The 25426-nt window shown below is 61.7% G+C and carries 18 protein-coding genes and 3 pseudogenes; 12 read left to right on the plus strand and 9 right to left on the minus strand.

Going from position 1 to position 25426, the window contains the following annotated elements:
• Positions 1–109 precede the first annotated feature (109 nt).
• The 11 genes from PSH59_RS14480 to PSH59_RS14530 all read left to right on the plus strand — a co-directional run bounded on the left by PSH59_RS14480 (position 110) and on the right by PSH59_RS14530 (position 13792).
• Complete coding sequence (locus PSH59_RS14480) at positions 110–463, plus strand: hypothetical protein (protein WP_305393004.1); 354 nt, start codon at positions 110–112, stop codon at positions 461–463.
• A gap of 217 nt (positions 464–680) precedes the next feature.
• Entirely contained in the window at positions 681–1640 is a 960-nt protein-coding gene (locus PSH59_RS14485; RefSeq protein WP_003174327.1) for a MoxR family ATPase, read from the plus strand.
• A 5-nt stretch (positions 1641–1645) separates the two neighbouring features.
• Entirely contained in the window at positions 1646–2578 is a 933-nt protein-coding gene (locus PSH59_RS14490; RefSeq protein ID WP_248080716.1) for a DUF58 domain-containing protein, read from the plus strand.
• Complete coding sequence (locus PSH59_RS14495) at positions 2575–3069, plus strand: DUF4381 domain-containing protein (protein WP_248080715.1); 495 nt, start codon at positions 2575–2577, stop codon at positions 3067–3069. Before PSH59_RS14490 ends, PSH59_RS14495 begins: the two co-directional genes overlap by 4 nt.
• A complete protein-coding gene (locus tag PSH59_RS14500) occupies positions 3062–4150 on the plus strand; it encodes a VWA domain-containing protein (protein WP_305393005.1) in 1089 nt (362 codons plus the stop codon). The genes PSH59_RS14495 and PSH59_RS14500 overlap by 8 nt, the downstream gene beginning before the upstream one ends.
• Positions 4147–5886: a tetratricopeptide repeat protein gene (locus tag PSH59_RS14505; protein ID WP_248080713.1), complete on the plus strand. Its 1740-nt coding sequence runs from the start codon at positions 4147–4149 to the stop codon at positions 5884–5886. The genes PSH59_RS14500 and PSH59_RS14505 overlap by 4 nt, the downstream gene beginning before the upstream one ends.
• The gene (locus PSH59_RS14510) at positions 5883–7523 is read left to right on the plus strand and encodes a BatD family protein (protein WP_305393006.1); all 1641 of its coding nucleotides are present in this window, start codon (positions 5883–5885) and stop codon (positions 7521–7523) included. Before PSH59_RS14505 ends, PSH59_RS14510 begins: the two co-directional genes overlap by 4 nt.
• Before the next feature lie 381 nt (positions 7524–7904).
• The gene (locus tag PSH59_RS14515) at positions 7905–8189 is read left to right on the plus strand and encodes a DUF3077 domain-containing protein (RefSeq protein WP_305393007.1); all 285 of its coding nucleotides are present in this window, start codon (positions 7905–7907) and stop codon (positions 8187–8189) included.
• A 136-nt stretch (positions 8190–8325) separates the two neighbouring features.
• Positions 8326–9567 carry an exonuclease SbcCD subunit D C-terminal domain-containing protein gene (locus PSH59_RS14520; RefSeq protein ID WP_305393008.1) on the plus strand — a complete coding sequence of 414 codons (1242 nt, stop codon included), beginning with the start codon at positions 8326–8328 and terminating at the stop codon, positions 9565–9567.
• Positions 9564–13202, plus strand: a complete 3639-nt coding sequence (locus tag PSH59_RS14525; RefSeq protein WP_305393009.1) for an AAA family ATPase — start codon at positions 9564–9566, stop codon at positions 13200–13202. Before PSH59_RS14520 ends, PSH59_RS14525 begins: the two co-directional genes overlap by 4 nt.
• Positions 13199–13792, plus strand: a complete 594-nt coding sequence (locus tag PSH59_RS14530) for a glutathione S-transferase (protein ID WP_305393010.1) — start codon at positions 13199–13201, stop codon at positions 13790–13792. The genes PSH59_RS14525 and PSH59_RS14530 overlap by 4 nt, the downstream gene beginning before the upstream one ends.
• Positions 13793–13827: 35 nt before the next feature.
• Here PSH59_RS14530 and PSH59_RS14535 read toward each other — a convergent pair.
• Positions 13828–14166: pseudogene (locus tag PSH59_RS14535) on the minus strand (DUF6396 domain-containing protein); the annotation flags it as partial.
• 75 nt (positions 14167–14241) lie between these two features.
• Here PSH59_RS14535 and PSH59_RS14540 point away from each other — a divergent pair.
• Positions 14242–15417 (plus strand): annotated as a pseudogene (locus PSH59_RS14540) (IS3 family transposase).
• A gap of 9 nt (positions 15418–15426) precedes the next feature.
• On the opposite strand, the pseudogene PSH59_RS14545 reads toward PSH59_RS14540, so the two are convergent.
• From PSH59_RS14545 to PSH59_RS14580, 8 genes and pseudogenes are all read right to left on the minus strand, one after another.
• A pseudogene (locus tag PSH59_RS14545) lies at positions 15427–16116 on the minus strand (tetratricopeptide repeat protein); the annotation flags it as partial.
• Between the two features lie 51 nt (positions 16117–16167).
• The gene (locus tag PSH59_RS14550) at positions 16168–17454 is read right to left on the minus strand and encodes a sel1 repeat family protein (protein WP_305393011.1); all 1287 of its coding nucleotides are present in this window, start codon (positions 17452–17454) and stop codon (positions 16168–16170) included.
• A 49-nt stretch (positions 17455–17503) separates the two neighbouring features.
• Positions 17504–18793 (minus strand): sel1 repeat family protein, encoded by a 1290-nt coding sequence (locus tag PSH59_RS14555; protein WP_305393012.1) that lies wholly within the window; start codon positions 18791–18793, stop codon positions 17504–17506.
• Positions 18793–20694 (minus strand): phosphatidylserine/phosphatidylglycerophosphate/cardiolipin synthase family protein, encoded by a 1902-nt coding sequence (locus tag PSH59_RS14560; RefSeq protein WP_305393013.1) that lies wholly within the window; start codon positions 20692–20694, stop codon positions 18793–18795. Before PSH59_RS14560 ends, PSH59_RS14555 begins: the two co-directional genes overlap by 1 nt.
• A complete protein-coding gene (locus PSH59_RS14565) occupies positions 20691–23408 on the minus strand; it encodes a type VI secretion system Vgr family protein (RefSeq protein WP_305393014.1) in 2718 nt (905 codons plus the stop codon). The genes PSH59_RS14560 and PSH59_RS14565 overlap by 4 nt, the downstream gene beginning before the upstream one ends.
• A gap of 185 nt (positions 23409–23593) precedes the next feature.
• Complete coding sequence (locus PSH59_RS14570) at positions 23594–23773, minus strand: hypothetical protein (protein ID WP_305393015.1); 180 nt, start codon at positions 23771–23773, stop codon at positions 23594–23596.
• 156 nt (positions 23774–23929) lie between these two features.
• Positions 23930–25105, minus strand: coding sequence for a lactonase family protein (locus PSH59_RS14575; protein WP_305393016.1), 1176 nt, complete (start codon positions 25103–25105; stop codon positions 23930–23932).
• A complete protein-coding gene (locus PSH59_RS14580; RefSeq protein ID WP_248083438.1) occupies positions 25092–25379 on the minus strand; it encodes a DUF5629 family protein in 288 nt (95 codons plus the stop codon). The genes PSH59_RS14575 and PSH59_RS14580 overlap by 14 nt, the downstream gene beginning before the upstream one ends.
• Positions 25380–25426 lie beyond the last annotated feature (47 nt).

A 25426-nucleotide genomic window follows, 5' to 3' on the forward strand; every position in this document is an offset into this window, starting at 1 on the left:
TGATTTTACCCGCCAGGTCATGCCCAACGCGTGACACAGGATGCAGCAGAACATTCGCCACAATGGCACAATTGCCTCGCGCAACGCCCCACCCCACCCAGGATTCCCCATGCTGCAGCTGAAAACCGACGCCCTGATGGCCACCCCGTGTGACGACGAAGAAGACAACATGGCCATGCTTTGCTGCCACGGCAAGAACGGCGAGATGTTCATGCTGACCCGTTATCCGGACGAAGATGAAGTGGAACTGACCTGGGATTACGAGCCCTCGACCCTGGACGGGCTGAAGGTCACGCTGGGCGCCACCACCCTGCTGGTACAGCTCGCGGCCGGTGATGCCGATGCACTGGGCGGCAAGGATCAGTTGCAAATCACCCACGCCACGGCCGCATCCGACCTGGCCGAGGTGGAAGAAACCTTGCAGAACATCCTCAAGGGCACGGGCACCTACACCCGGCTCTAAGCGGGTTTGCGAGCGGCATGGTGCTATTTGGGGTGAACGGGCCTGTCGTTGGGGTGAGCGCCCCCCCCATCGCGGCCTACACAAAAATCCTACAAGTTTTGCCAAAAATACCCGTTACGTCGTTAGTCGCCGTACCCCTCGATGCATTAAAGTAATGCCCCCCAGCCCGGTGTTTGCCTCACCGCACACGGGCTCATCTTTCCAGGAACCGTCATCGATGGAACATCGTGAAGCGCTGCTCGCGCTGCGAACCTTTCTTTCTACGCAGATTCTCGGCCAGGAAAAACTCATCGATCGCCTGCTGATCGCCTTGCTTGCCGACGGCCATATGCTGGTAGAAGGCGCGCCGGGCCTGGCCAAGACCAAGGCCATCAAAGAGTTGGCCGAGGGCATTGAAGCGCAGTTCCATCGTATCCAGTTCACCCCCGACCTGTTGCCCGCCGACATCACCGGCACCGAGATCTATCGCCCGGAAACCGGCAGCTTCGTGTTCCAGCAAGGGCCGATCTTCCACAACCTGGTGCTGGCGGACGAAATCAACCGCGCACCGGCCAAGGTGCAGTCGGCATTGCTCGAGGCCATGGCCGAGCGCCAGGTCAGCGTGGGCCGCAGTACCTATGACCTGTCGCCGCTGTTTCTGGTGATGGCCACGCAAAACCCCATCGAGCAGGAAGGCACCTACCCATTGCCCGAGGCTCAGCTCGACCGCTTCCTGATGCACGTCAAAATCGGTTTTCCGGACGCCGCCGTAGAGCGCCGTATCCTGCAACAGGCCCGTGGCGAAGCCCTCAATGGGGAAACCAAACCCGAACGCCGCGTCAGCCAGCAGGCGATCTTCGCCGCGCGCAAGGAAATCCTCGGCCTGTACATGGCCGACGCGGTGGAGGAATACCTGGTGCAATTGGTCATGGCCACGCGCACGCCGGCCAAGTTCGACCCCGAGATGGCCGAGTGGATCGCCTATGGCGCCAGCCCGCGCGGTTCCATTGCCCTGGACCGCTGCGCGCGCGCCCATGCCTGGCTGGCCGGTCGCGACTTCGTCAGCCCGGAAGATATCCAGGCCGTGCTGTTCGACGTGCTGCGCCACCGCATTATCTTGTCGTTCGAGGCCGAAGCCGCCGGCATTGACCAGGATCGCGTGGTGCAGCGCATTCTCGACGTCGTTGCCGTCGCTTGAAGTCGATGAACGCCGGCGATGGTATCCGCGTCACGCTCAGTGAGCTGATTGAGATGCGCCACCGCGTGCGCGAAGTGCAGCTGTTTTCCACGCCCAGCCAGCGCAGCCCCTTGATCGGCCTGCACCACTCCAAGCTGCGTGGGCGCGGGGTCGATTTCGACCAAGTGCGCGTCTACCAGGCCGGCGACGATGTGCGCACCATCGACTGGCGGGTGACGGCACGCACCCAGGAACCGCACACCAAGCTGTTCCACGAAGAGCGCGAACGCCCGATCTTCATCATGGTGGAGCAAAGCTGTCGGTTGTTTTTCGGGTCGGGCCAGATGTTCAAATCAGTGCTCGCCGCCCAGGCCGCGAGCCTGATTGGCTGGGCTGCCCTGGGGCACAACGACCGCGTCGGCGGGTTAGTGTTCGGCGACAACGAGCACTACGAAATCAAACCGCGACGCAGCAAGCAAAGCCTGCTGCAACTGCTGAACCGCCTGGTGCGGGTCAACCAGAGCCTCGACACGCAAACCCGCCCCGAAGCCGACGCCCTGGGCATGGCGTTGCGTCGAGGGCGCGAAGTGCTGCGCCCCGGCAGCCTGGTGATTGTGATCTGCGATGAGCGCGCCCTCACCGAAAGCGCCGAGCAACAATTAAGCCTGCTGTCGCGCCATTGCGACCTGCTGCTGTTACCGGTCTCCGACCCGCTGGACCACGCCCTGCCCGCCGCCGGGCTGCTGCGCTTCGCGCAACGAGGCGCATTGTTGGAACTGGACACCCTCAACGTCGACTTGCGCCAGGCCTACAAAGCCCAGGCCGAAGCGCGCATCGCCCGCTGGGAATTGCTCGCGCAGAAGTTGCGCGTGTTGCTGATGCCCTTGAGCACCCAGAGCGAAATGGTCGAGCAACTGCGCGAATACCTCAACCCGCAACGCCCGGCCAAAAAACAATGAGTAACCTCGACCAACTGCAACCGCTGATCGCCCCGCCGCCCATCGGCTTCTGGCCGCCCGCGCCGGGCTGGTGGTTACTGCTGCTGGTGATCCCGCTGCTCGGTTGGGGGTTGTGGTGGCTGCGCCGCTTTTTGCCCACGCGGCGCCCCCTCGCCCGCGCCGAACAACCGCTGGACCCGCTGCGCATCGCCGCCCTGGCGGAACTGGCGCTGATGCCAAAGCCCTACGACGGCGCGCCTGCGGGAGCCTGGCTGCAACAACTCAATGGCCTGCTCAAGCGTTTGTGCCGCAACGACTACCCCTACAGCCAGAGCCACACGCTCAATGGGCGCAAATGGCTGGCCTTCCTTGATAACCGCTGCCCGGCCGCCGGCCTGACGCGCTGGATGGTACTGGTCGAAGGCGCCTACAAGCCCGAATGCAAGCTCGACGACAAGGCCATCGCCGGGCTGACCCAGGCGGTCGATACCTGGATTCGCAAACATGTTTGAATTCGCCTGGCCGTGGATCTTCGTCCTGCTGCCCTTGCCCTGGGTGATGCGCTTGCTGCTTCCTGCGGCCGACAGCGGCGAGCCGGCCCTCAACATCAGCTACCTCAGCGACCTCGAAGGCTTGGCCAAGCGCCGTGCCCGCGTGAACCTGCCGGGCTGGCGCCAGCAAGCACCGTTCGTGGTGCTGTGGTTGCTGTTGCTGACCGCAGCCGCACGCCCGCAATGGCTCGGCGAACCGCTGCCGATTGCCGCCAGTGGCCGCGATTTGCTGGTGGCGGTGGACGTGTCCGGCTCCATGGACTTTCCCGACATGCACTGGCAGGACGAAGACGTCAGCCGCCTGAGCCTGGTCAAGCACCTGCTCGGCGACTTCCTGGAAGGCCGCGACGGCGACCGCGTGGGCCTGATCCTGTTCGGCAGCCAGGCCTACCTGCAAGCACCACTGACCTTCGACCGGCGCACCGTCCGCAGCTGGCTGGATGAAGCGCGCATCGGTATCGCCGGCAAAAACACTGCGATTGGCGACGCCATCGGCCTGGCGCTCAAACGCCTGCGCCAGCGTCCTGCGCAAAGCCGCGTGCTGATCCTGGTCACCGACGGCGCCAACAACGCCGGGCAGATCGACCCGTTGACCGCCGCGCGCCTGGCCGCCGAAGAAGGCGTGAAGATATACCCCATCGGCATCGGCGCCGACCCTGAGCAAACCGGCTCCCTGGGCATCCTCGGCGTCAACCCGAGCCTGGACCTCGACGAGCCGGCGCTCAAGGCCATCGCCGCCGCCACCGGCGGCGAGTATTTCCGTGCCCGCGATGGCGAAGAACTGCAAACCATCAAGGAAACCCTCGACAGGCTCGAACCCGTCGAACAGCAACCGACCCAGGCCCGTCCGGCCCAGGCCTTGTACAGCGGCCCGCTGGCCCTGGCGCTGATCCTGAGCATGCTGTTGGTGATTCAAGAGCGCTGGCCGAACAACGCCCTGCAACGCGTCCTTAACAAACTGTCGAGCAAGGGGATCTTCCTGCAACAACACCCGCAATGGCGCCAACGCCTCAAACGACTGCGCTTGCGGAGGCGTCGATGAGCGACCTGTGGCCACACCTGTTCCGCCCCTGGTGGCTATTGCTGCTGCCGCTGCTCGGCTGGTTGCTGTGGCAGTTGTGGCACCGGCAAAAACGCGCCGGCCGTTGGCAGATGATCCTGCCCCCGGCGTTCCATGCCGTGCTGCTCAGCGGCGGCAGTGGCCGTGAAAGTAAATCGCCGTGGGTGGTGCTCGGGATTGCCTGGTTACTGGCGGTGCTGGCACTGCTTGGCCCCAGCTGGCAACGGGTGGAGCAAATCAGCCAGAAGCCGTCCGACCCGTTGGTGGTGTTGCTGGAACTGACCCCGGAAATGCTCGCCACCGACAGCCCGCCCAATCGCCTCGAACAGGCGCGGCGCAAGCTGTATGACCTGCTGCAGGCGCGCACCGATGCGCAGACCGCCATCGTCGTGTATGCCGGCAGCGCCCACACCCTGGTGCCGCTGTCGGATGACCTGGCCACCAGCCGCAACCTGCTCGAAGCCCTGCGCCCCTCGATCATGCCCGAGCCCGGCCACCGCGCCGACCTGGCCGTGGACAAAGCCCTCGGCCTGCTCAACCAGAGCGGCCTGGGCCAGGGGCGCCTGCTGCTGATCGGCTCGTCGCTTTCCAAACAGGAACGCCAAGGCATTCGCCTGTTGCTGCAAAGCAACCAGGCGCCGTCGTTGTCGATCCTCGGCATCGGCAGTCGCGACGGCACGCCGGTGACCCAGGAAAGCGGCGAATTCCTCAAGGACGAACAAGGCGCGATCCTGATCCCGCGCCTCGACAGCCCGACGCTCAAGGCCTTCGCCAGCGAAATGGGTGGCCGCTACCGTGCGGCGCGCCTCGACGACAAGGACCTGCGCCAGCTCGGCGTGCTCGACCCACCGCAAGCCCTGCGCAACGACGGCCAGTTACTGCACCTGGACAGCTGGGCCGACCAAGGTTACTGGCTGCTCTTGCCGCTGTTGCTGCTGGCAGCGTGCGCCGGTCGGCGTGGCTGGCTGTTCTGCCTGCCGTTGCTGCTGATGGCCGCGCCGCAACCCAGTTATGCCTTCGAGTTCCAGGACCTATGGCTGCGCCCCGACCAGCAAGGCCAATACCTGCTCAAGAAAAAACGCCCCGCCGAGGCCGCCGAACATTTTCAAGACACGCAATGGCAGGGCGTCGCGCTGTACGAAGCGGGAAACTATGCCGAGGCCATCAAACGCTTTGCCGAGGGCGATGACGCCTATTCCCACTACAACCGCGGTAATGCGCTGGCCAAGTCCGGCGAGCTGGAAGCGGCCATCGACGCCTATGAACAGGCCCTTGAAGCCCAACCCGACCTGCAACCAGCCCTGAAAAACAAGGCCCTAGTGGAAACCCTGATGCAGGAACAGGCCCAGCCCGAGCCCGAGCAGCCGGCCAAAAACGAAGATGACGAAACCCGTCAACCCGGCCAAACTGCGCAACCGGGCGCCAGCGGGCAAACCACCCGCGGCGGCGACGAGTCATCCCAGGGCCAGGGCGAAGCCAGCCCCGGCGACGCACAGGCCGGCGCCACGCCGCCAACCGGCGGTAACGAAGTACCGGGCAGCGAACTGGGGGACGAGCAAACCACCACACCGCCGCTGCGCCCCACCGACGCCAGGCTCGACGGTGAACATCGCCAGGCCCTGGAACAGTGGCTGCGGGAGATCCCGGACAACCCCGGCGAACTGCTGCGACGCAAATTCTGGTACGAACAGCAACAACATCAGGACAAGACTCGATGAGCCGCCGCACCCCCCTTCTGCTTCTGCTCGCGTTATCGGCCAGCCACGTCCAGGCGGCCAGCCTGGTCGCCAGCGTCGACCGCAGCCGCCTCAATTCCGGGGAAACGGTGGAACTGACAGTGGAATCCAGCGACGTGACCCAGTTCGGCAAACCGGACCTGTCGCCCCTGGATGCGCAATTCGAAGTCAGCGGCACGCGCCAGCTCAACCAACTCACCACCCTGGGCGGCGACAACCACGCCACCACGCGCTGGATCATCACCTTGCTGCCCAAGCAAAACGGCACCGTGGTGATCCCACCGCTGCAGGTGGGCGAGTACACGACCCAGCCGATCAGCCTGCAGGTGCTGGAAACCACCAGCCAGGACAGCAACGCCGAACTGGCGCCGGTGTTTGTCGAAGCCAATCTCGACCAGACAGACGTGTACGTGCAGGCCCAGGCATTGTTGACCGTGCGCGTGTACCACTCGGTGTCGCTGTATGACGACAGCAGCCTCACACCCTTGCAGATCCCCGATGCACGCGTGGAGCAACTGGGCGAATCGCGCACCTACGAAAAAGTCATCAACAGCATCCGCCATGGCGTGATCGAAACCCGCTACGCGATCTACCCGCAGCACAGTGGCGCCCTGGCTATTCCAACGCAAACCTTCAGCGCCACGCTGGTGGAGTCGCGCCCACCCCAGGAAAACACCCTGCAAGGCACCAAGCCCGGCAAGCTGATCCACGTGAGTTCGGCGCCGCTGGCGCTGCAAGTCAAACCCAAGCCGGCGCTGTACCCCGCCGACACGCCCTGGCTACCGGCGCGCAGCCTGACCCTGACCGAAAGCTGGAACCCCGAGCCTGAGCACGTGCAGGTCGGCGACTCCCTGACCCGCAGCCTCACGCTCAAAGCCGAAGGCCTGTCCAGCGCGCAACTGCCGGCCCTGCCCAGCACCGAGATCAGTGGTTTGCGCCGCTACCCCGACCAGCCGGTGCTCGGCACCCAGACCAGTGACCGCGGTCTGATCGGCAGTCGCGAAGACCGCGAGGCCCTGGTGCCTAATCGCGTCGGCCCACTGGAACTGCCGGCCGTGGAGGTGGTGTGGTGGAACACCCATGAGGACCACCTCGAACGCACCAGCCTGCCCGCCCGCACCCTGCAAATTGCCAACAACCCGAGCCTGGCGATCGACACGCCGGCCACGCCGACCATCATCACCGCACCCGACGACAGCCACCTGTGGCTGTGGCAACTGAGCACCCTGCTGCTGGCCTGCACCACCCTGCTCGGCTTCGGCCTGTGGTGGCGCGCACGCTCGCAACCGGCCGTCCTGCGCGCCGCGCAAACCGGCCCCAGCCCGCGCACGCTGCTCGACGACCTCAAGCGTGCAACCCAGGCCAACGACCCCCAGGCCACGCGCCAGGCACTGGACGCCTGGGCGCGCCAGCAACCGGAAACCCTGGCCGACATGGCGGCGCGGTTCGTGCCGCTGTCGGACGCCTTGGATGGGTTGAACGGTGCGCTGTACAGCGAGGGCGGCCATTATTGGCTGGGGGAAGACCTGTGGCGCGCGATCAAGGCCATCCCGATGGCCGAGCGCGAGCAAGACCCGGCACTGGATACCACCAGCCTGCCGCCGCTGTATCCCAAATAACCCTGATTCAGGCTGCATGCCCCTGCGCGAGCAAGCCCGCACGGGTGGATCTGCGTCGCCTGATCGACATGCATTGTTAAAGGCCAGCAATCCGTGTCCCTTTAATTTGCAGGACGTTTCCTAGACAATCCCACGGCCTTGCGCCTGCTCACGCCACTGGCTAGCCTTCGCTCCGTCGCTGCATATCAGCGATCGGGTGTGGAAACCTGGGAACTAGTAGGCGTCATGATCGTATGCAAACGCTCAATGGCGGCTGTACGCGGGCAGACTTCGGTCTGGCCGAGTCCTACTACTCGGTTTTCCACCCCGCGTACGGCTGCCACCTAATCTGTCGTGTGGAAACGACACAGGATGGCTCCCCCACTTAGTAGGAGCTGCTACATGAACAAAATCGTCCCCGACCCACCCCGTGAGCTCGTTGAGCGCGCCCTGCGCCATTACCTGCAACCGGCCTCGACGCCGACCTTCATCATCGACCCCGACCTCAGCTTCGAAGACGCACTCGCCCAGATCTGCGACCTGCTACGCTGCGCAGCCGCTACAGCGTCCGCCAGTAGCGATGATCGCCAGATGGCCGGCGCCACCGCGCATTTGATCGACATGGCCAAAACCCTGGCCGACCGCGCGCTGGATTGCCTGAAACCCAAGCCGACCCACGCCCCATAACCCTGTGAGAGCGGCTTGCCTGCCGGCCTAACGTTGACTGGCGGGCAAGCCTCACCGTTGTCCCACGCCGTGTGGGACGTTGGGTTCGCATTCCGGGTAAACTCCCCTCCTTTTCATCTTCTCCACGGAGTTCGCCTTGCGTCTGTTCCACACCTCCGACTGGCACCTTGGCCAAAACCTGCACGGCCAGGAACGCGACTTCGAACACGCCTGTTTCCTTGAGTGGCTATTGCGCCAGCTCGCCGCGCAGCAGCCGGATGCGCTGCTGATCGCCGGCGATATCTTCGACACGGTCAACCCGCCGCTCAAAGCCCAGGAGCGCCTGTATGACTTCATCATCAGCGCCCATGAGCAGAACCCCAAGCTGACCATCGTGATGATCGCCGGCAACCACGATTCCGGCTCGCGCATCGAGCTGCCCGCGCCGCTGATGCGGCGTTTGCGCACCCATGCCCTCGGCCGCGTGCTGTGGCTCGATGACGGCCAGCTGGACGCCGAGCGCCTGCTGATTCCGCTGCCGGATGCCAAAGGCAAGATCGCCGCCTGGTGCCTGGCATTGCCATTCCTGCGCCCGGCGGAGGTCACTGGCGCGCAGCTGGGTGACGACTACCTGCGCGGGATTGGCCACGTGCATGAAAAGCTGATCGCCGCCGCCAATGCCAAACGCCAGAAAGGCCAGGCGCTGATCGCCATCAGCCATGCGCATATGGCCGGCGGTTCAGTGTCGGAAGATTCCGAGCGCAGCCTGATCATCGGCAATGCAGAGGCGCTGCCGGCCACACTGTTCGACAAAAGTGTCGGCTATGTTGCCCTCGGTCATTTGCACAAGCCGCAGCGGGTGAACGGCGAGGAACGCATTCGCTACAGCGGTTCGCCGATCCCGTTGTCATTTTCGGAGATCGGCTACAAACATCAGATTCTCGATGTGGCCTTCCAGGGCCAATGCCTGGTGAGTGTCGAACCGATCCTGATCCCCCGTTCGGTCGACCTGCAACGCCTGGAAGCCGCTCCGCTGGCGGACATCCTCAGACAACTGACTGACCTGCCCGACATCGACCTGCTCGCCGAAACCCAGCGCCACCCCTGGCTCGAAGTGCGCGTGCGCCTGGACGAGCCACAACCGGACCTGCGCCAGCAAATCGAAACCGCCTTGCAGGGCAAGGCCGTGCGCCTGGTGCGTATCGCCGCCGACTACGCCGGCAAACGCGGCACCGATGAGGCGGACAATGAGCGCCTGATCGAACTCGACCAACTCACGCCCCAGGAGCTGTTCAGCCGCGCGTGGCAGGACAGCTACGGCAGTGAGGTGGATGAACAGACCTTGAAGGACTTCGCCGTGCTGCTCCAGGAAGTGCAACAGGCGGGTGAACAGCCATGAAAATCCTTGCCATCCGCCTGAAAAACCTCGCCTCGCTGGCAGGTCCGTTTGAAATCGACTTTACCGCCGAACCCCTGGCCAGCGCCGGGCTGTTCGCCATTACCGGGCCCACCGGTGCCGGTAAAAGTACCTTGCTCGACGCCTTGTGCCTGGCATTGTTTGGCGCCGTGCCGCGCCTGGGTGACACCGGCCAGGCCAAGATGCCGGATGCCGACAGCGATATTTCCATAGGTGACCCGCGCACCCTGCTGCGCCGCGGCACCGGCGGCGGTTATGCCGAAGTGGATTTTGTCGGGGTCAGCGGCCGACGCTATCGCGCACGCTGGGAAGCCAACCGTGCCCGCGACAAGGCCAGCGGCAAGTTGCAGAACAGCCGCCAGAGCCTGATCGACCTGGACAGCGACCAACTGCTGGCCAGCCAGAAAACCGAATACAAAACCCAGCTCGAACTGGCCCTGGGCCTGAACTTCGAGCAGTTCACCCGTGCGGTGCTGCTGGCGCAAAGCGAGTTCAGCGCGTTTCTCAAGGCCAACGACAACGAGCGCAGCGAACTGCTGGAAAAGCTCACCGACACCGCCCTGTACACCCAACTGGGCCGCCGCGCCTTCGACAAGGCCAAAGAGGCCAAGGACGCGCACAAGCAACTGCAGGACCAAGCCACCGGCGTGGTGCCGCTGCAAGCCGAGGCCCGTGCCGAACTGGACCAGCAACTGGCCGACGCCAGCCAACGCTTCAAGACCCAGCAAGCGCAACTCAAGCAGTTGGAGTTGCAACACACGTGGCTCAAGGAACTGCGTGAATGGCAGGAGCGCCAACTCAGTGCGACCGAACAACTGCAACGCGCCCAGGCGCAATGGGCAGGCCAGGGCCCGCAACGCCAGGACTTGAACCACCTGGAGCAACTGGCGCCGCAACGCCATCACTTCGCCCGTCAGGCTGAACTGGACAGCGCGCTGACGCCGTTGGCCGCACAGATTGAGCAGCATATCGAGCAGCAACAGACGCTCACTACCCGCCAGGAGCAAGCCCGGACACAGCAGGCATCCGCCCAGGCGGCCTTGGCCGAGGCCCTGAAAAGCCAGGCCGACGCCGTCCCGCTGTTGCGCCAGGCCTTCGAGCAACAAAGCACCCTCGCCCACCTGACCAAGGACCTGGCCAGGCGCACCGAGGAGCATCAGCAACAGCAAACGGCCTGCACGGAAGGCCAGACGTTGCTCAACAGCCTGCAAGAGAAGCAGGCCCTCGTCGCCGGGCGCCTGCAACGCCTTGCGGCCGAACTTGAGCGCAGCGCCGCCCTGGCGCCGTTGAGTGATGGCTGGACCTATCAACGCGAGCGCCTGCAACAGTTGATGGTGATTGGCAGCCGCCTGAAAAAAGGCCAGGAAGAACTGGCGCAACTGGAAGAACGCGCGACCCGTACAGCAGAAAAGTTCACCGCGCAGCGCGAAGCCCTGGACCTGCTGTACCAGGAAGCCGGCGCCGAACCCCAGGCGGTGGCCGAGCAGATCCAACTGCTCGCCAGCCTGCTGCAAGACAATCGCAAGCAACAGCGTGCCTTTGAAGACCTGACGCGCCTGTGGGACAGCCAGCAGCAACTGGACCAGCAGGCCGCCGCGCTGACGCAGAAACTCGCCGACGCGCAGCAACAACGTGAACAACTCAACGCGGCCGGCCTGCACACCAAAGCCGAACTCACGGTGGCCGAGCAGACGCTGACGGTGACCCGGCAACTGCTGGAACGCCAGCGCCTGGCGCGCAGTGCCAGCGTCGAGGAGTTGCGCGAGCAGTTGCAGGAAGGCCAGCCCTGCCCGGTGTGCGGCAGCGCGGAACACCCGTACCACCAGCCCGAAGCCTTGCTGCAAAGCCTCGGCCGCCACGATGAATCCGAGGAGTCGGCCGCGCAAAAAGCCGTCGACACCCTCAAGGAAAAACTCACCGAGTTACGCGCCGAAGTGGGCGGCTTGATTGCCCAGCAAAAGGAGTTCCTGCAACAACAGGAACACCTGGCAACGCAACAGCATGCACTCAAGCCAAGCCTGGATGCGCACCCGTTGGCCGCGTCACTGTTCAATCAGGAGGCGGCCAAACGCAGCGCCTGGCTGGCGCAGCAACTGGCCCAGCTCACGCAAAGCATTACCGCGGACGAACAACGCCAGGGCGCCCTGCTCAACCTGCAACAAAATGCCGGGCGCATGCAGCAACAACTGCAAGCCGCCCAGGACGCCAGCCAGCAGGCCCGCCAGTTGCTGGTGGACCAGCAGCGCGAGCTGTCCAACGACCGCGAACGCCTCGACGAAGAACTCAGCGCGTTCGCCAGCCTGTTGCCGGCCGAGACGCTGGAGGGGCTGCGCAGCGAACCGGCAGCGACGTTCATGCAGTTGGATCAGCAGGTCAGTCAACGCCTGGAGCAACTGGGCCATCAGCGCGACGAACTGGCCGAACAGCAAGAGCGCCAACAGGCCATCGAGCACCAACAGACCCACCAGCAGCACCGGCAACAACAACTGCAGGCGCTGGCCCAGCAGGTCAGCGAGCTGGCCAGTCAGCAACAGGCCGCCCAGGCAACCCTCAGCGCCCTGTTGGGCGATCACCCGAGCGCCGAGCATTGGCAGCAGCACCTGGACCACGCCGTCGCGCAGTCACGCCAGGGTGAAACCGAGGCGAACGAGCAACTGCAGCAAACACGAGACGCGCTGGTGCAACTGGCCGCCGACCTCAAGGCCTTGCAGGAACGCCAACAGGCGCTGCACGCCGAACTGCACACCCTCGCCACCCGCCTCAGCGACTGGCGCGCCCTGCACCCAGAACTCGATGAGGCCGGCCTGAACCGCCTCCTGGCCTTCGACGACGCGCAGATCAACGCGCTGCGCCAACAGCTGCAACACAGCGAAAAAGCTGTCGAACAGGCTCAGGTCCTGTTGCAGGAACGCGAACAACGCCTGGCCGAACACCAGGCCTTGCATAACGGCAACCTCGAAGCCGAGCAACTGGACAGCGCCCTCGCCGCCCTCAACACACAATTGGCCGACCGCGAGAAGCAGGTCGCCGAACTGCGCGCACGCCAGGCCGAAGACCAGCGGCGCCAGGAGGCCAACAGTGCGCTCGCCGCGCAGATCGCCACCGCCTACGAAGAGTGGCAACGCTGGGCACGCCTGAATGCGCTGATCGGCTCGGCCACCGGCGATACGTTCCGCAAGATCGCCCAGGCCTACAACCTCGACCTGCTGGTGCACCACGCCAACGTGCAATTGCGCCAACTGGTGCGCCGTTACCGTCTCAAGCGCGGCGGCAGCATGCTCGGCCTGTTGGTGATGGACACGGAAATGGGCGATGAACTGCGCTCGGTGCATTCGCTGTCCGGCGGCGAGACATTCCTGGTGTCGCTGGCATTGGCCCTGGGCCTGGCATCGATGGCCTCCAGCACGTTGAAGATCGAGTCGCTGTTTATCGACGAAGGGTTTGGCAGCCTCGACCCCGAGTCGCTGCAACTGGCGATGGACGCCTTGGACGGTTTGCAGGCCCAGGGCCGCAAGGTGGCGGTGATTTCCCACGTGCAGGAAATGCACGAGCGCGTCCCGGTGCAGATCCAGGTCAAGCGTCAGGGCAACGGGTTGAGCACGCTGGAGGTCAAGTGAGCGAGGCGGTGCTGTATTCGTTTCGACGCTGCCCGTATGCCATGCGCGCACGCATGGCCCTGCGTTACGCCGGGGTTGCGGTGCGCATTGTCGAGGTGAGCCTTAAGGCCAAGCCGGCCGACATGCTGGCGCTGTCGCCCAAGGGCACGGTGCCGGTGCTGAGCGTGGGCGGCGAGGTGATTGATGAGAGCCTGGCGATCATGCAATGGGCACTGGCGCAGAACGATCCCGATGGCTGGTTGCTACAGGACGGCCCGGCCACTCTGCAACTGATCGCCGAAAACGACGAAGGCTTTAAACATCATTTGAATCGATACAAGTACGCCGAGCGCTACCCGGAACAGCCCATGACGTTCTATCGGGCAGAAGGTGAGGCGTTCTTGCAGAAGCTGGAAGCCTTGCTGACGCAACGAGACTTCTTGCTGGCCGATCACCTGAGCCTGGCCGATGTGGCACTGGCGCCATTTGTGCGCCAGTTTGCCCATGTGGATCGGGAGTGGTTTGCCGGAACGCCGTACCGGCGATTGCAGGGCTGGCTGGAACGTTTTCTGGAAACGCCGCTGTTTATCGCGGTGATGGTAAAACCTTGAGTCCTGCTCTATTTCACGGTGGCAGGGGTGCTGGATTAGCTCGGTTCGGACGTGGCCCTGCCGGTTGCCGGTTCCAGGCCTTTGGCCCTGGCCAGTTGCCGGATCAGTGCTTCGCTGGGTTTTGGCGGGGGGATATTGGCCAGACGTGCTTCCAGCCATTGCAACTTGCCGTCCCAGGCCGGGAGTTTGGCGGGTGGCAAGGGGAGGATTTCGTTGATTTCGGGGACTTTGGGGTTGGCGTAGGAGTAGTCCGCTAGCAGACTCCAGATAGCTTTATAACGCTCTGCGCGCTCAAGGTCTTCCTGTTGGCCTAGGTAGTACAAACGATCATCCGACTTCGGTCCAAGGAAACCTTTACTCAGAAAGGAAGCCGAGGTGCTGTCACTGTAGTGGTCTAATGATTCCGGACACCCATTTAGGCGAGAATGCTCGCCAGATCGAGGTGTCAGATGACCAAACAACGCCGCTCCTTTACTCCCGAATTCAAACGCGAGGCTGCCGACCTCGTGCTCAAACAAAACTACAGCTACATCGAAGCCAGCCGTTCACTCGGCATTGGTGAGTCGGCATTGCGCCGCTGGGTTGACCAGATTCAGAAAGAACATAAAGGCATCACCCCGCAGAGCAAGGCTCTGACTCCGGAACAGCAAAAAATTCAGGAGCTGGAAGCCCGGATTGCTCGGCTTGAGCGAGAGAAATCAATACTAAAAAAGGCTACCGCGCTCTTGATGTCGGAAGATCACGAGCGTTCGCGCTGATTGACCAGTTGAGTGCACATGAGCCGGTTGATTGGCTGTGCAAGGTGTTTGACGTCACGCGCTCGTGTTACTACGCCCAGCGCCTGCGGCGCCGCACGCCCGATGTTGAACAGCTTCGATTGCGAAGTCGCGTCAGTGAGCTGTTCTCGCAAAGTCGTAGCGCTGCGGGCAGTCGCAGCATCCTGTCGCTGATGCGTGAAGACGGTGAGCAGATCGGTCGATTCAAAGTGCGCAGCTTGATGCGCGAGCTTGATGCGCGAGCTTGATTTAGTCAGCAAACAACCCGGCTCCCATGCCTACAAACGAGCAACAGTAGAAAGACTGGATATCCCGAACACATTGAACCGCGAGTTCGACGTGCCAGCGCCCAATCAAGTCTGGTGCGGCGATATCACCTACATTTGGGCGCAAGGAAAGTGGCATTACCTGGCTGTCGTCCTGGATCTTTGTACGCGTCGGATCGTGGGCTGGGCGCTGTCGGAAAAGCCAGACGCTGAGCTGGTGATCAAAGCGCTGGATATGGCTTACGAGCAGCGTGGCAGGCCTTCGGATCTGCTATTCCACTCGGACCAGGGATCGCAATATGCAAGCCGACTCTTTCGCCAGCGGTTGTGGCGATACCGTATGCGCCAGAGCATGAGCCGACGAGGAAACTGCTGGGATAACGCACCGATGGAGCGCGTATTTCGCAGCTTGAAAACAGAATGGATACCGACCGTGGGCTATCGAACTGCGCAGGAAGCACAGCGCGATATCAGCCATTTTTTGATGCATCGCTACAACTGGATTAGGCCTCATCAATTCAACGATGGGTTGGCCCCAGCGCGGGCCGAGGAAAAACTTAACGTCGTGTCCGGGATTAGTTGACCACTACACACCTGCACCCAACCCAAGTTGAAATGCCTCAAGGGCCTCCTGATACTGTCCATCTGTCGACAGGTCAACTCCTAGCTCCCTGCCGGCCTTGCCATGGCCCTGTTCGGCTGAGCATCGGCGCATCTGTCGGGCAATATTCGGAGCAATGCCGATTGGCGCCAGCATGTCTCCCACATCGTACTGGGCTTGCGCGCTTCCCTGATCGGCAGCCTTGCGAAAGTAGCGCAAGGACATGGCCGTGTCCTGCTTCAACCCGGCGGAGCCGTTCTTCAGAAAGAGGCCGATAAAGTAGTAACCCGTTGCCACATTCGCGTCGATCAGTTGCTGACTCAGGCGCAGGTGGTCCGCGCCACGGAGCGTGAATTGGCCGCGCATTGTGCCGTTTTGCAGGTTGATATTGGCTTTGTAATGACCGTTCTCGGCAGCAACCCGGTACAGGCGCTCGATCTCGGCGTCGACGCTTTTGTCCTCCTTGAGCAGGTTGTTCTTCTGCAACCAGCGAGCATATTGGAACAGCTCATCGGTTTCGGCGGACGGCGCGGGGATCTGTTCATGTACACAGGTAAAGGCCAGCTTGGCTTTGATCTCGGTCAGCGGGTTCACGGAAAGATTCTGAGTCAAGTGTTCAGGGGCGCCGCCGTTATCGCAGGCGGCCAGCAGCAGACTTGTGAGCAATAGGAATCTGCGCATCAATCAAGGTCCGTCACGTTTTTTTTCGCCGTAAAAAAATTCGACTGTTTCTCACGCCTCACCCAACAGTCGCCATTCGATGCTCATCTCGCTGACCGTGATCTTGTCTGGAAGCAAGAAACGGGTTTCGCGACTCTGGACGTTGAGTGTGGGCATTATCTCGCCCTGCTCGAAACGGCGTATATCACCCCCTTTAAGCCTGGAGTAAACATTGTGAGTGACGCCCACCGCCTGCCAGCCTGCTTGCGGACACGGCTGACCGCTGCAGCAGGTCGGTTCCAGGTAGCTGGCCTTAATGAAGGCAGGAGAGTCGGGCGTGGCCCTGCCGGTTGCCGGCTCCAGGCCTTTGGCCCTGGCCAGTTGCCGGATCAGTGCTTCGCTGGGTTTTGGCGGGGGGATATTGGCCAGACGTGCTTCCAGCCATTGCAACTTGCCGTCCCAGGCCGGGAGTTTGGCGGGTGGCAAGGGGAGGATTTCGTTGATTTCGGGGACTTTGGGGTTGGCGTAGGAGTACCGCGCAAGCACGCGCCAGATTGTTTTATAGCGTTCTGCGCGTTCAAGGTCCTCTTCTAGGGCAAGGTAGTAAAACGTATCGGTGGGAGGAGGTCCGCGAAAGGCATCTCCCAGCCAACCGGCAGAGGTTTCATCACCTGCTGCCACCCCCAACTGGAATGCCTCAAGTGCCTCCCGGTACTGCCCCCTGCCTTGAAGATTGACTCCGAGGTCGGAAGCTGCGTCACCCTGGCCCTGCTCAGCCGCACAGCGGCGCATCTGCCGAGCAACGTCCGGCGCGATATCTATCGGTGCGAGCTTCTCCCCCACTAAGTACTGGGCTTGAGCGCTACCCTGATCGGCTGCCTTTCGAAAATAGCGCAGCGACATCGCTGTATCCTGCTTCAACCCCGCAGAGCCGGTTTTCAGCAAGAGGCCGATAAAGTAGTACCCCGTCGCCACGTTCGCGTCGATCAGTTGCTGGCTCATACGCAGGTGGTCCGCGCCACGGAGCGTAAAGTGGCCGCGCATGGTGCCGTTTTGCAGGTTGATATTGGCTTTGTAATGGCCATTTTCGGCAGCAACCCGGTACAGGCGCTCGATCTCGGCGTCGACGCTTTTGTCCTCCTTGAGCAGGTTGTTCTTCTGCAACCAGCGAGCATATTGGAACAGCTCATCGGTTTCGGCGGACGGCGCGGGTATCTGTTCATGTACACAGGTAAAGGCCAGCTTGGCCTTGATCTCGGTCAGCGGGTTCACGGAAAGATTCTGGGTCAAGTGTTCAGGGGCGCCGCCGTTATCGCAGGCGGCCAGCAGCAGGCTTGTGAGCAATAGGAATCTGCGCATCAATCAAGGTCCGTCACGTTTTTTCGCCGTAATAAAATTCGACTGTTTCTCACGCCTCACCCAACAGTCGCCATTCGATGCTCATCTCGCTGACCGTGATCTTGTCTGGAAGCAAGAAACGGGTTTCGCGACTCTGGACGTTGAGTGTGGGCATTATCTCGCCCTGCTCGAAACGGCGTATATCCCCCCCTTTAAGCCTGGAGTAAACATTGTGAGTGACGCCCACCGCCTGCCAGTAGCCTGCTTGCGGACACGGCTGGCCGCTGCAGCAGGTCGGTTCCAGGTAGCTGGCCTTAATGAAGGCAGGAGAGTCGGGCGTGGCCCTGCCGGTTGCCGGCTCCAGGCCTTTGGCCCTGGCCAGTTGCCGGATCAGTGCTTCGCTGGGTTTTGGCGGGGGGATATTGGCCAGACGTGCTTCCAGCCATTGCAACTTGCCGTCCCAGGCCGGGAGTTTGGCGGGCGGCAAGGGGAGAATTTCGTTGATTTCGGGGACTTTGGGGTCGGCGTAGGAGTAGTCCGCTAGCAGACTCCAGATAGCTTTATAACGCTCTGCGCGCTCAGGGTCTTCCTGTAGGGCAAGGTAGTGCGGTCTATTGTCAGGAAGAGGCCCGCGAAATGCGTTTCTCAGGCGACCAGCAGCGCTCTCGTTACCTCCTACAACCCCCATCTGGAAGACCTCAAGTGCCTCCCGATACCGCATCCTGTTTTTAAGGTAGATACCCAAGGCGATAGCCGCCCTGCCGTGACCCTGTTCAGCGGCGCAACGATACATCTGTGCTGCTATTTCCGGTGCGATGTTAATTGGATCAAGTTTGTCGCCCACCTCGTACTGGGCTTGGGCGCTCCCCTCATCAGCCGCCTTACGGAGGTAACGTAACGACATGGCCGTGTCCTGCTTCAGTCCGGCCGAGCCGTTCTTCAGAAAGAGACCGATAAAGTAGTACCCTGTCGCCACATTCGCGTCGATCAATTGCTGGCTAAGACGCAGGTGGTCCGCGCCACGGAGCGTGAAGTGGCCGCGCATCGTGCCGTTTTGCAGGTTGATATTGGCTTTGTAATGGCCATTCTCGGCAGCAATCCGGTACAGGCGCTCGATCTCGGCGTCGACGCTTTTATCCTCCTTGAGCAGGTTGTTCTTCTGCAACCAGCGAGCGTATTGGAATAGCTCATCGGTTTCGGCGGACGGCGTAGGGATCTGTTCATGTACACAGGTAAAGGCCAGCTTGGCTTTGATCTCGATCAGTGGGTTCACGGAAAAGTCCTGGGTCAAGTGTTTAGGGGCGCTGCCGTTATCGCAGGCGGCCAGCAGCAGGCTTGTGAGCAATAGGAATCTGCGCATCAGTCAAGGTCCGTCACGGACTTTTCGCCGTAATAAAATTCGACGAGCGAAGCGTTGGGAGTCTCGCCATCTTTTTGGAGCTGTTTGTTTTCGTCGATAATCTCTTGCCAAGCATCGAACGCCTCCTTCGGCTCATCCTGCGCCCCCCTCTTATCCGTATGCAGATTCCACAACCGCCGCCTTAACGCCTGGGTCACACTCATCCACTCATGCGCAATATTCACCTCGCTATCGACCTGCATACTGCGCGTATTGACATTGGCCGAGCCGTGGGTAGTAAACACGTCGTCGATGATCATCAGCTTGGAGTGGATGTACACCGGCATCCATGGCTTGCCGGCGGGCGAGTCGGCCGCGACCAGCGAGCACACATGAACTTTCAAACCCGGACGCGGCTGCGGGGTGAGTGTGTCGCTCTCGATCTTCCTGATTTCGTCGTTAAGTACCGCCTGCCGATACCGGTTGTTTCTGGCGGTATCCTCCACGGCCTCCCGGGCCTTATCACTGAGGTTGCCGCCGCCCACGGTGTCGACCAGGCTGGTGAACATAAGCAACGCCTGTTGCTCCAGCAGTTCCGCCAGGTCAGGTGTTTGCGCGGCAGCTTTGGCTTTCGCCTGTTCAATGCGTTGTAGCTTGGTAATTTCAGGAATGGTGTCACCGCGCCCAAGACTTTCGAGCATGCGATGGGTATTCAATGACCCCGGGCCTACACCGTCTTTACTGGCATTGGTGATCACAAACAGATGCAAGTTGCCGTGCACACCTGGATCACGGCCTCCAAGCGTTTGCGCGGCGGCGGCTTTTTTGATCGCCTCGGCCAACGGCGGCCAGCGAAAGTATTGGTTTTCGATGTAGATGAACTGGGTCGCGTTATTGACGGCGTTCAGGTAGAGCGTGGCGATGTCGCGCTTTTGGTTTTGGGGTTGAGTGCGCACGAGTTGCGCCAACTGACGCGTGACACCGGGCGTGCATGTCAGCTGTGGTCCTGTCTGCTTGGCCTGTCGGGACGCCAGCAAGTCTTCGCCTGTTTCCGCACGCCAGGCAGTCGCAAAGTTATGGTGCAAGTGCTCCAGAATCGGCCCACTGACTTGACTGGAAATGTCCTGGCGAGGCGTGTCACCCCGCGGGCCAAGATTGGGTGCAGGCTTACTGCCCTCGGAACGGTTCCGCGCGGTGTGATTGTCGTTGTCCCAATACTCATCAAGCATGTTGTGGCCCATGACGAAGCCAACGGCACGGTCCTTTATTTCATAGTCGACCAGGACTGTTTTCTGATGGTGGGTCGGCGCAATGGCCAGCGCGCTCAGCGTACCGACGCTGAGGTGCGGGTCGTGGCTTTTATAGTTGGCCTGATAAGCAATTTCGGCCCGCTCGAACACGCTGAAACCACGCCCGACGAAGACCGGCACATTGCGCGCTGCTCGCATCGCAGGCGCCAGGTGACCGGCAAATGCACAGCGGGAAAACCACTGCCGGTCATAGGCATATTGATCGTCAGTGGAGGGTTGCAGCGCTCGATCGCTAATACGGTACGGGCCTTTACCCGGCAGGTTGGCCTCGCCTCCCACGCCTGCACTGTTGAACGGCGCCTCCCAGCCGAGTATCCGCACCTCCACACCGTCCCTCGCTTTGGCCATCAACAACTCGCCGATGCTCGGACTTACGCCGTCACGAATAAAATACATCGACGGCTGGAAGCCCCAGCAAATGATGTCGATGGTCCTGTTGGCCTGGGCAATTGCCAGGTGCACGGCCTTGAAGGTTTCTTCCCCATTGATCAACGGCTGGTAGGTGGCCTTCGCGGGCGGGTATTCGGTGTTCTGCACGTACCACCGTGGCGTGCACGTCGCTTGCTGGGTGTGCTGCAGGGCCACGGGTACAACAATGTCGGTCTGAGTCATGCGATTTCCCCTTCCTGGTCACTGGCTGGGCTCACCACCTCGGCGTAAGAGGCGCGGTGATCGGTGTGCGAAATGGGTTGGCTCAACTCGCTATCAGGCTGCGAACGATGGTTGTGAAAACCCGCGTTGGCCAGGATCGCTTGTTCGTTATTGCGATAATCGCCGGGCACCGGGATCTGAAAACTCGCCCCGTTGGCCATGACCATGCGGTACTGCCGGGTTACGACTTGGTGATTGATTGCTATCTGGCCGGTGTTATCCAACACGCCCTGCTTGATAACCGCATCGTCGGCATAAAGCGTGTAAGGCATGCCTGCCCAACCCTGGTGGGTGGCGTTGGGGGTTCTCGGCACGCTTAACCACAAGGGTTGTCGGGACAGGCTCTGTGGATACTCAGGCTGTGCGGCGGTCATGCTCGCCGGACCGCTGTAATCGAAGTGCGCCGATTTGACGTTGTAGTCCCCCAAGGTTCCCGACTCGATGCAACGCTGATCCAGGGAGATGTAACTGCCGCCTGCGTTCAAGACGATTTTCTTTTTTGCCACGATATGGATTTCGTCTTCAGTGCTGGTAATGCTCAGCCCGTTGCGGGCGATCAGATCCAGAGTGTCGTTTTGTGCCTGGACAAGCACAGGCCCCTGATTGGCGATCAGCTTGATGCCCAGCTTGCGCACAAACAGGCTCAGCCCCTGCCCCACCCCGATGAACAGGCGCTTGACCACACTGATATCGGCCTCGCCACCGGCGTTGAGCATCAGATTGTTCTGCGCCGCCAGCTGCATGTGCTTGCCGCTGGTCAAGGCGATACCCTCAGGCGCGCTGAGCAACAAAACCGAAGCCTTGAGCTGATCGAGCGCCTCACGCATCAACGTCAATTGCGCCTGCACATCTGCCGGGTCCGCCTGAGCGGCCTGGGCATCGACCGACAAGCTACCCAACTGATCGGCGGCCTGTTGCAAACACCCCATGGCAGCGCTCATTTCCAACATCTGGCCGTTGGCCCGAGGCTGTACGTCAGCACTGATAAACAAGCCCTTGCCACCACGAATCGCTCCCCAACCATCGGTACGCAGCTCGAAACCTTCACCACGCTTTTCGCGCCCGGCATCCACCAGATGCCCAAGATTGAGCTGGCTCTTGCCACTGTGCTCGGTACTCAGCTTCACGTGCTCCTGCCCGCGCGTGTCATCCATGCGCAATTTGTTATTGGCCGGCGTGCGCAGCACATTGCGTTTGTAGTTGCGCAGGGTGACGTGATCGGGGTGCTCACTGTCGTGCAGGGCATGGGCGATGTAGGGGCGGTCCGGGTCGCCCTGCTCGAAGGCCACCGCCACTTCGGTGCCGGCCAGCAGCGGTAAATGCAGGCCGTGGGTGTCGCCGGCGTAGGGCCGCGCCAGGCGTAGCCACACGCTTTCTTCACCGGCCTTCCAGCTATCGCGATCGAACAGAAAATGGACCTTGTAGCGGCCTTCGAGGTCGATGTGGCCGTAGGGGTCATTGGCCTCCGGGCTGCTGACACGGGCCGGTACAGTCCCGGCGATTTGCGGCTTTTGCTCCACTTGCGGACGAAAGCACACGGTTTCCGAATAGGGCATGCCGGTAAAACTGGCGACGAAACTGCGGTCGCGGGCGGCTTTGGTTTTAAGGCCCGTGATCACAACGCGAGGGCTAAACGCCTGGGGGGCGCCGCCGGTGATGGTGAGCACCTGGCCCGGCGCCAGGGTGGCGCTGCTGCTCACACCGCTGAGTTGCGTCTGCTCATTGAGGTAGCGTTCGTGGCTCAGGCGTGCGTAGAAATAGCCGCATCCACCTTGCAGGTCTTCGTGCTGATCGAGCGGGTCACCCAGGGCCGTGTAGGGTTCGGCGTAGTGGTAGGCCTCGCCGTAGGTGGTGGTCGCGCCACGGGTCTGGTCGACCTCGGCGTTCAGGTAGGCGTTGGCATGCCGGTGGTGGTAAGTGCGCACATGCACCTGCTGTTCCACCACCTGGTGGTTGGATTGCAGCGCCCACACCCCATCCTCGCCGCTGCTGCCCAGCCCGGATTGCGGGCGATACGGCAGCTTGATGTCGAATTCATAGAAGATTTGACTGTCGCAAAACTCGACGACGTCGATGCGCAGGCGCTCGTCGCTGGTGAAGCGGTACCAGATGCCGACATCAGCGAGCAGGCGAGCGATGAATTTCAGGTCACTTTCACCGTATTGCATGACCTGTTCACGCTTGGGGTGTTCGCATGCCAATCTGAAGAAAAAGTCCTGGCCTTCCAGGTCGTGACGACCGCGCAGAATGCTCTCGACGATTTCAGGCACCGACTGATGCTGGTAGATACGGAACTGCCGGCCACGGTCGAGCAGGGCCAGACGTGGCTGCAAGGTAATCTCGTAGACAGCCTGATCGTTGGACCCGGACAGGCGTTTGAAGCCCGTGACCACGCCATACAGCGTGCGCAGCGGTTTGATCGGCGGCGGGTTCAGGCTAAACAGCGGCAGCGTTCGGGGCGCGGCGTGCAGGCTGAAACTGGCGTCCTGGCCGAGCAGACTGTCGGCGGCCAGGTCACATTCGGTGCTGGTGAACTCCACCCGATAAAGGAACGGCTGACTCAGGTACTCCTGGCCGTCGAAGGCCAGGACATCGAGCTGGGCCGCCAGGTTGCGGACCCACAAAATGTGGCGGGTATGGTCGAAAAAAACGCTTGGTGAAACGCTGGAAGCCATGTCTCCAATCCCTGAGCTGCGAAAGCCCAAAGAGTAAAGATTGGTTATCGGTGATTAATGTCGGAAGATTCGACTTTACAAGAAAGACGCTTCCGTATTCGCACCCACAGGTCCTATAGGCCGGTAAATCAAGGTAGTCATCGATCTTTGGCCGAATGTGCCGGGGGCTGACTGCGGCCTGAAGCTCAGTGCTGGGTCTTGTGATCCAGGGCGGCATAGAAGTTGGCGCTTTGCTGCAAGTATTTCTGGGTGTAGGCGCTGGTGCTGGAACGTTTACCACTGACTTCCACACTGGCTGCAGCGGGCAAGGCCACCGTGGCGGAAACGGCGGAAGCAGCGATAACGGAGAAGAGATTGAAGTTCATGTCGGTAACCCTCGTGTGCGTTTGGTTGGGTGGCCGGTGAAGGCCTTGGAACCGAACTTACGCCCGAGGGTGACACCTTAGAAATGCTTTGAAACAGTAGCCGCTATTAATACAATTAATACAAAGACTCAGGCCCCGTGTTGCGGGGCCTGTGGCTTATTGACGCACCAGGAACTTGAGGTCGCTGGGGGCATCGATGGCCAATGTCTGCACGGTTTTACCCAGCAGGCCGGTCTTGGGATCACGCTCGACCACCACGATCTCATTGCTTTTCTGGTTGGCAATCAGCAGGAATTTGCCGCTGGGGTCCAGGGCGAATTCGCGGGGGTGGTCGCCTTCCACCGAGCGCTGCTGCACTTGCTTGAGGTGCGCCGTGGCCGGGTCAATGCTGAACACCAGGATATGGTTGGCCGTGCCGCGGTTGCTCACGTAGAGAAACTTGCCATCGCTTGACGCATGCAGCGCCGCGCCGGCTTTGTCCGACACCGGTTGGCCGACGGCATAGTCCACCAACTGGGTCTGGGTCAGCTTGCCGTCGCGGTAATCGAACACCGCCACTTGGGCGCTCATCTCGGTGGTCAGCCACGCATGTTTGCCGTCAGCGCTGAACAACAGGTGACGCGGGCCGCTGCCCGGCGGCAGTTGCACCGAGGCTGGGTCTGCCGGGGTCAGTGGTTGTTCGTGGTTGGCCTTGGGGTCGTAGCGGTAGGCAAACACTTTGTCGGCCCCCAGGTCCTGCACAAATACGTACTTGCCATCCGGCGACGACACCACCGAATGCACGTGGTTGGAGGCCTGGCGCTCAAGGTTCACGCGGCTGGCCGGGTGCCCGCTCAACTGCACGGGCGGTGACAGCTTGCCGCTGGCGTCCACCGGCAGGATCGCCAGACTGCCGCCCGGATCTTCGAGGACCGAATAGTTGGCCACGAACACGTAGCGCCCATCAGCAGCAAGACTGGAATGGGTCGGCTCGTTGCCCAGGCTTTGCACCTGGTTGATCAAGGTCAACTGGTGCGTCTTGGGGTCGATGCTGTAGCTGCTCACGCGGCCGACGGCGTCTTTCTGGCCGGGACCATTCTCGTTGACCACAAACAAGTGTGTCTGGTCTTTGGAGACCGTCAGCCACGACGGGTTGGCCGCCCGTGCCGCCAGTACCGGCTGGCCCTGGAACTGGCCGGTGCGGCTGTCGAACTGCAGGCGGTAGATGCCTTCGCTGGTGCCGGCGGTGTAGCTGCCCACCAGCAACTCATGGATGTCGGCCGGTGCGGCCTGTACCGACATCGCACCGACACTGCCTGCCATCAGCAGGGGCCAGAATTTACGCATCATCATCGGCGTGGTCCTCGTCGTTATTGTTGCCGGTGAAGGCACTCATGCAGATCAAGCGGTGCTCGCCCGATTCACCGGTCAAAGTCCAGCTTTGCAAGGTGCTATCGAAAATCGCGGCCTGCACCTGCTCCAGGCTGAAACACCAGCGTTTTTCAGCGCGGCCGTCCATGGCAGTGATCAGCAGTTGCTGGTCGAGCTGAAACTCGAAAGCGTGCAGGCCGTCAATCAGGAGCATATCGCTGGTTTCGAGGACGGCGATCAGGTTGTCTGCAGTCATTACTAGTCAGTCATCTAAGGGGGAAAGTTCCCATGATAGGCGAGTTT

The organism is Pseudomonas sp. FP2309 (assembly GCF_030687575.1).
Lineage (GTDB): Bacteria > Pseudomonadota > Gammaproteobacteria > Pseudomonadales > Pseudomonadaceae > Aquipseudomonas.

Excerpts from the sequence above, each read along its gene's own strand:
- PSH59_RS14480 (WP_305393004.1), top strand. The coding sequence starts at position 110 with ATGCTGCAGCTGAAAACCGACGCCCTGATGGCCACCCCGTGTGACGAC.
- PSH59_RS14485 (WP_003174327.1), top strand. The coding sequence starts at position 681 with ATGGAACATCGTGAAGCGCTGCTCGCGCTGCGAACCTTTCTTTCTACG.
- PSH59_RS14490 (WP_248080716.1), top strand. The coding sequence starts at position 1,646 with ATGAACGCCGGCGATGGTATCCGCGTCACGCTCAGTGAGCTGATTGAG.
- PSH59_RS14495 (WP_248080715.1), top strand. The coding sequence starts at position 2,575 with ATGAGTAACCTCGACCAACTGCAACCGCTGATCGCCCCGCCGCCCATC.
- PSH59_RS14500 (WP_305393005.1), top strand. The coding sequence starts at position 3,062 with ATGTTTGAATTCGCCTGGCCGTGGATCTTCGTCCTGCTGCCCTTGCCC.
- PSH59_RS14505 (WP_248080713.1), top strand. The coding sequence starts at position 4,147 with ATGAGCGACCTGTGGCCACACCTGTTCCGCCCCTGGTGGCTATTGCTG.
- PSH59_RS14510 (WP_305393006.1), top strand. The coding sequence starts at position 5,883 with ATGAGCCGCCGCACCCCCCTTCTGCTTCTGCTCGCGTTATCGGCCAGC.
- PSH59_RS14515 (WP_305393007.1), top strand. The coding sequence starts at position 7,905 with ATGAACAAAATCGTCCCCGACCCACCCCGTGAGCTCGTTGAGCGCGCC.
- PSH59_RS14525 (WP_305393009.1), top strand. The coding sequence starts at position 9,564 with ATGAAAATCCTTGCCATCCGCCTGAAAAACCTCGCCTCGCTGGCAGGT.
- PSH59_RS14550 (WP_305393011.1), bottom strand. The coding sequence starts at position 17,454 with ATGCGCAGATTCCTATTGCTCACAAGCCTGCTGCTGGCCGCCTGCGAT.
- PSH59_RS14555 (WP_305393012.1), bottom strand. The coding sequence starts at position 18,793 with ATGCGCAGATTCCTATTGCTCACAAGCCTGCTGCTGGCCGCCTGCGAT.
- PSH59_RS14560 (WP_305393013.1), bottom strand. The coding sequence starts at position 20,694 with ATGACTCAGACCGACATTGTTGTACCCGTGGCCCTGCAGCACACCCAG.
- PSH59_RS14565 (WP_305393014.1), bottom strand. The coding sequence starts at position 23,408 with ATGGCTTCCAGCGTTTCACCAAGCGTTTTTTTCGACCATACCCGCCAC.
- PSH59_RS14570 (WP_305393015.1), bottom strand. The coding sequence starts at position 23,773 with ATGAACTTCAATCTCTTCTCCGTTATCGCTGCTTCCGCCGTTTCCGCC.
- PSH59_RS14575 (WP_305393016.1), bottom strand. The coding sequence starts at position 25,105 with ATGATGATGCGTAAATTCTGGCCCCTGCTGATGGCAGGCAGTGTCGGT.
- PSH59_RS14580 (WP_248083438.1), bottom strand. The coding sequence starts at position 25,379 with ATGACTGCAGACAACCTGATCGCCGTCCTCGAAACCAGCGATATGCTC.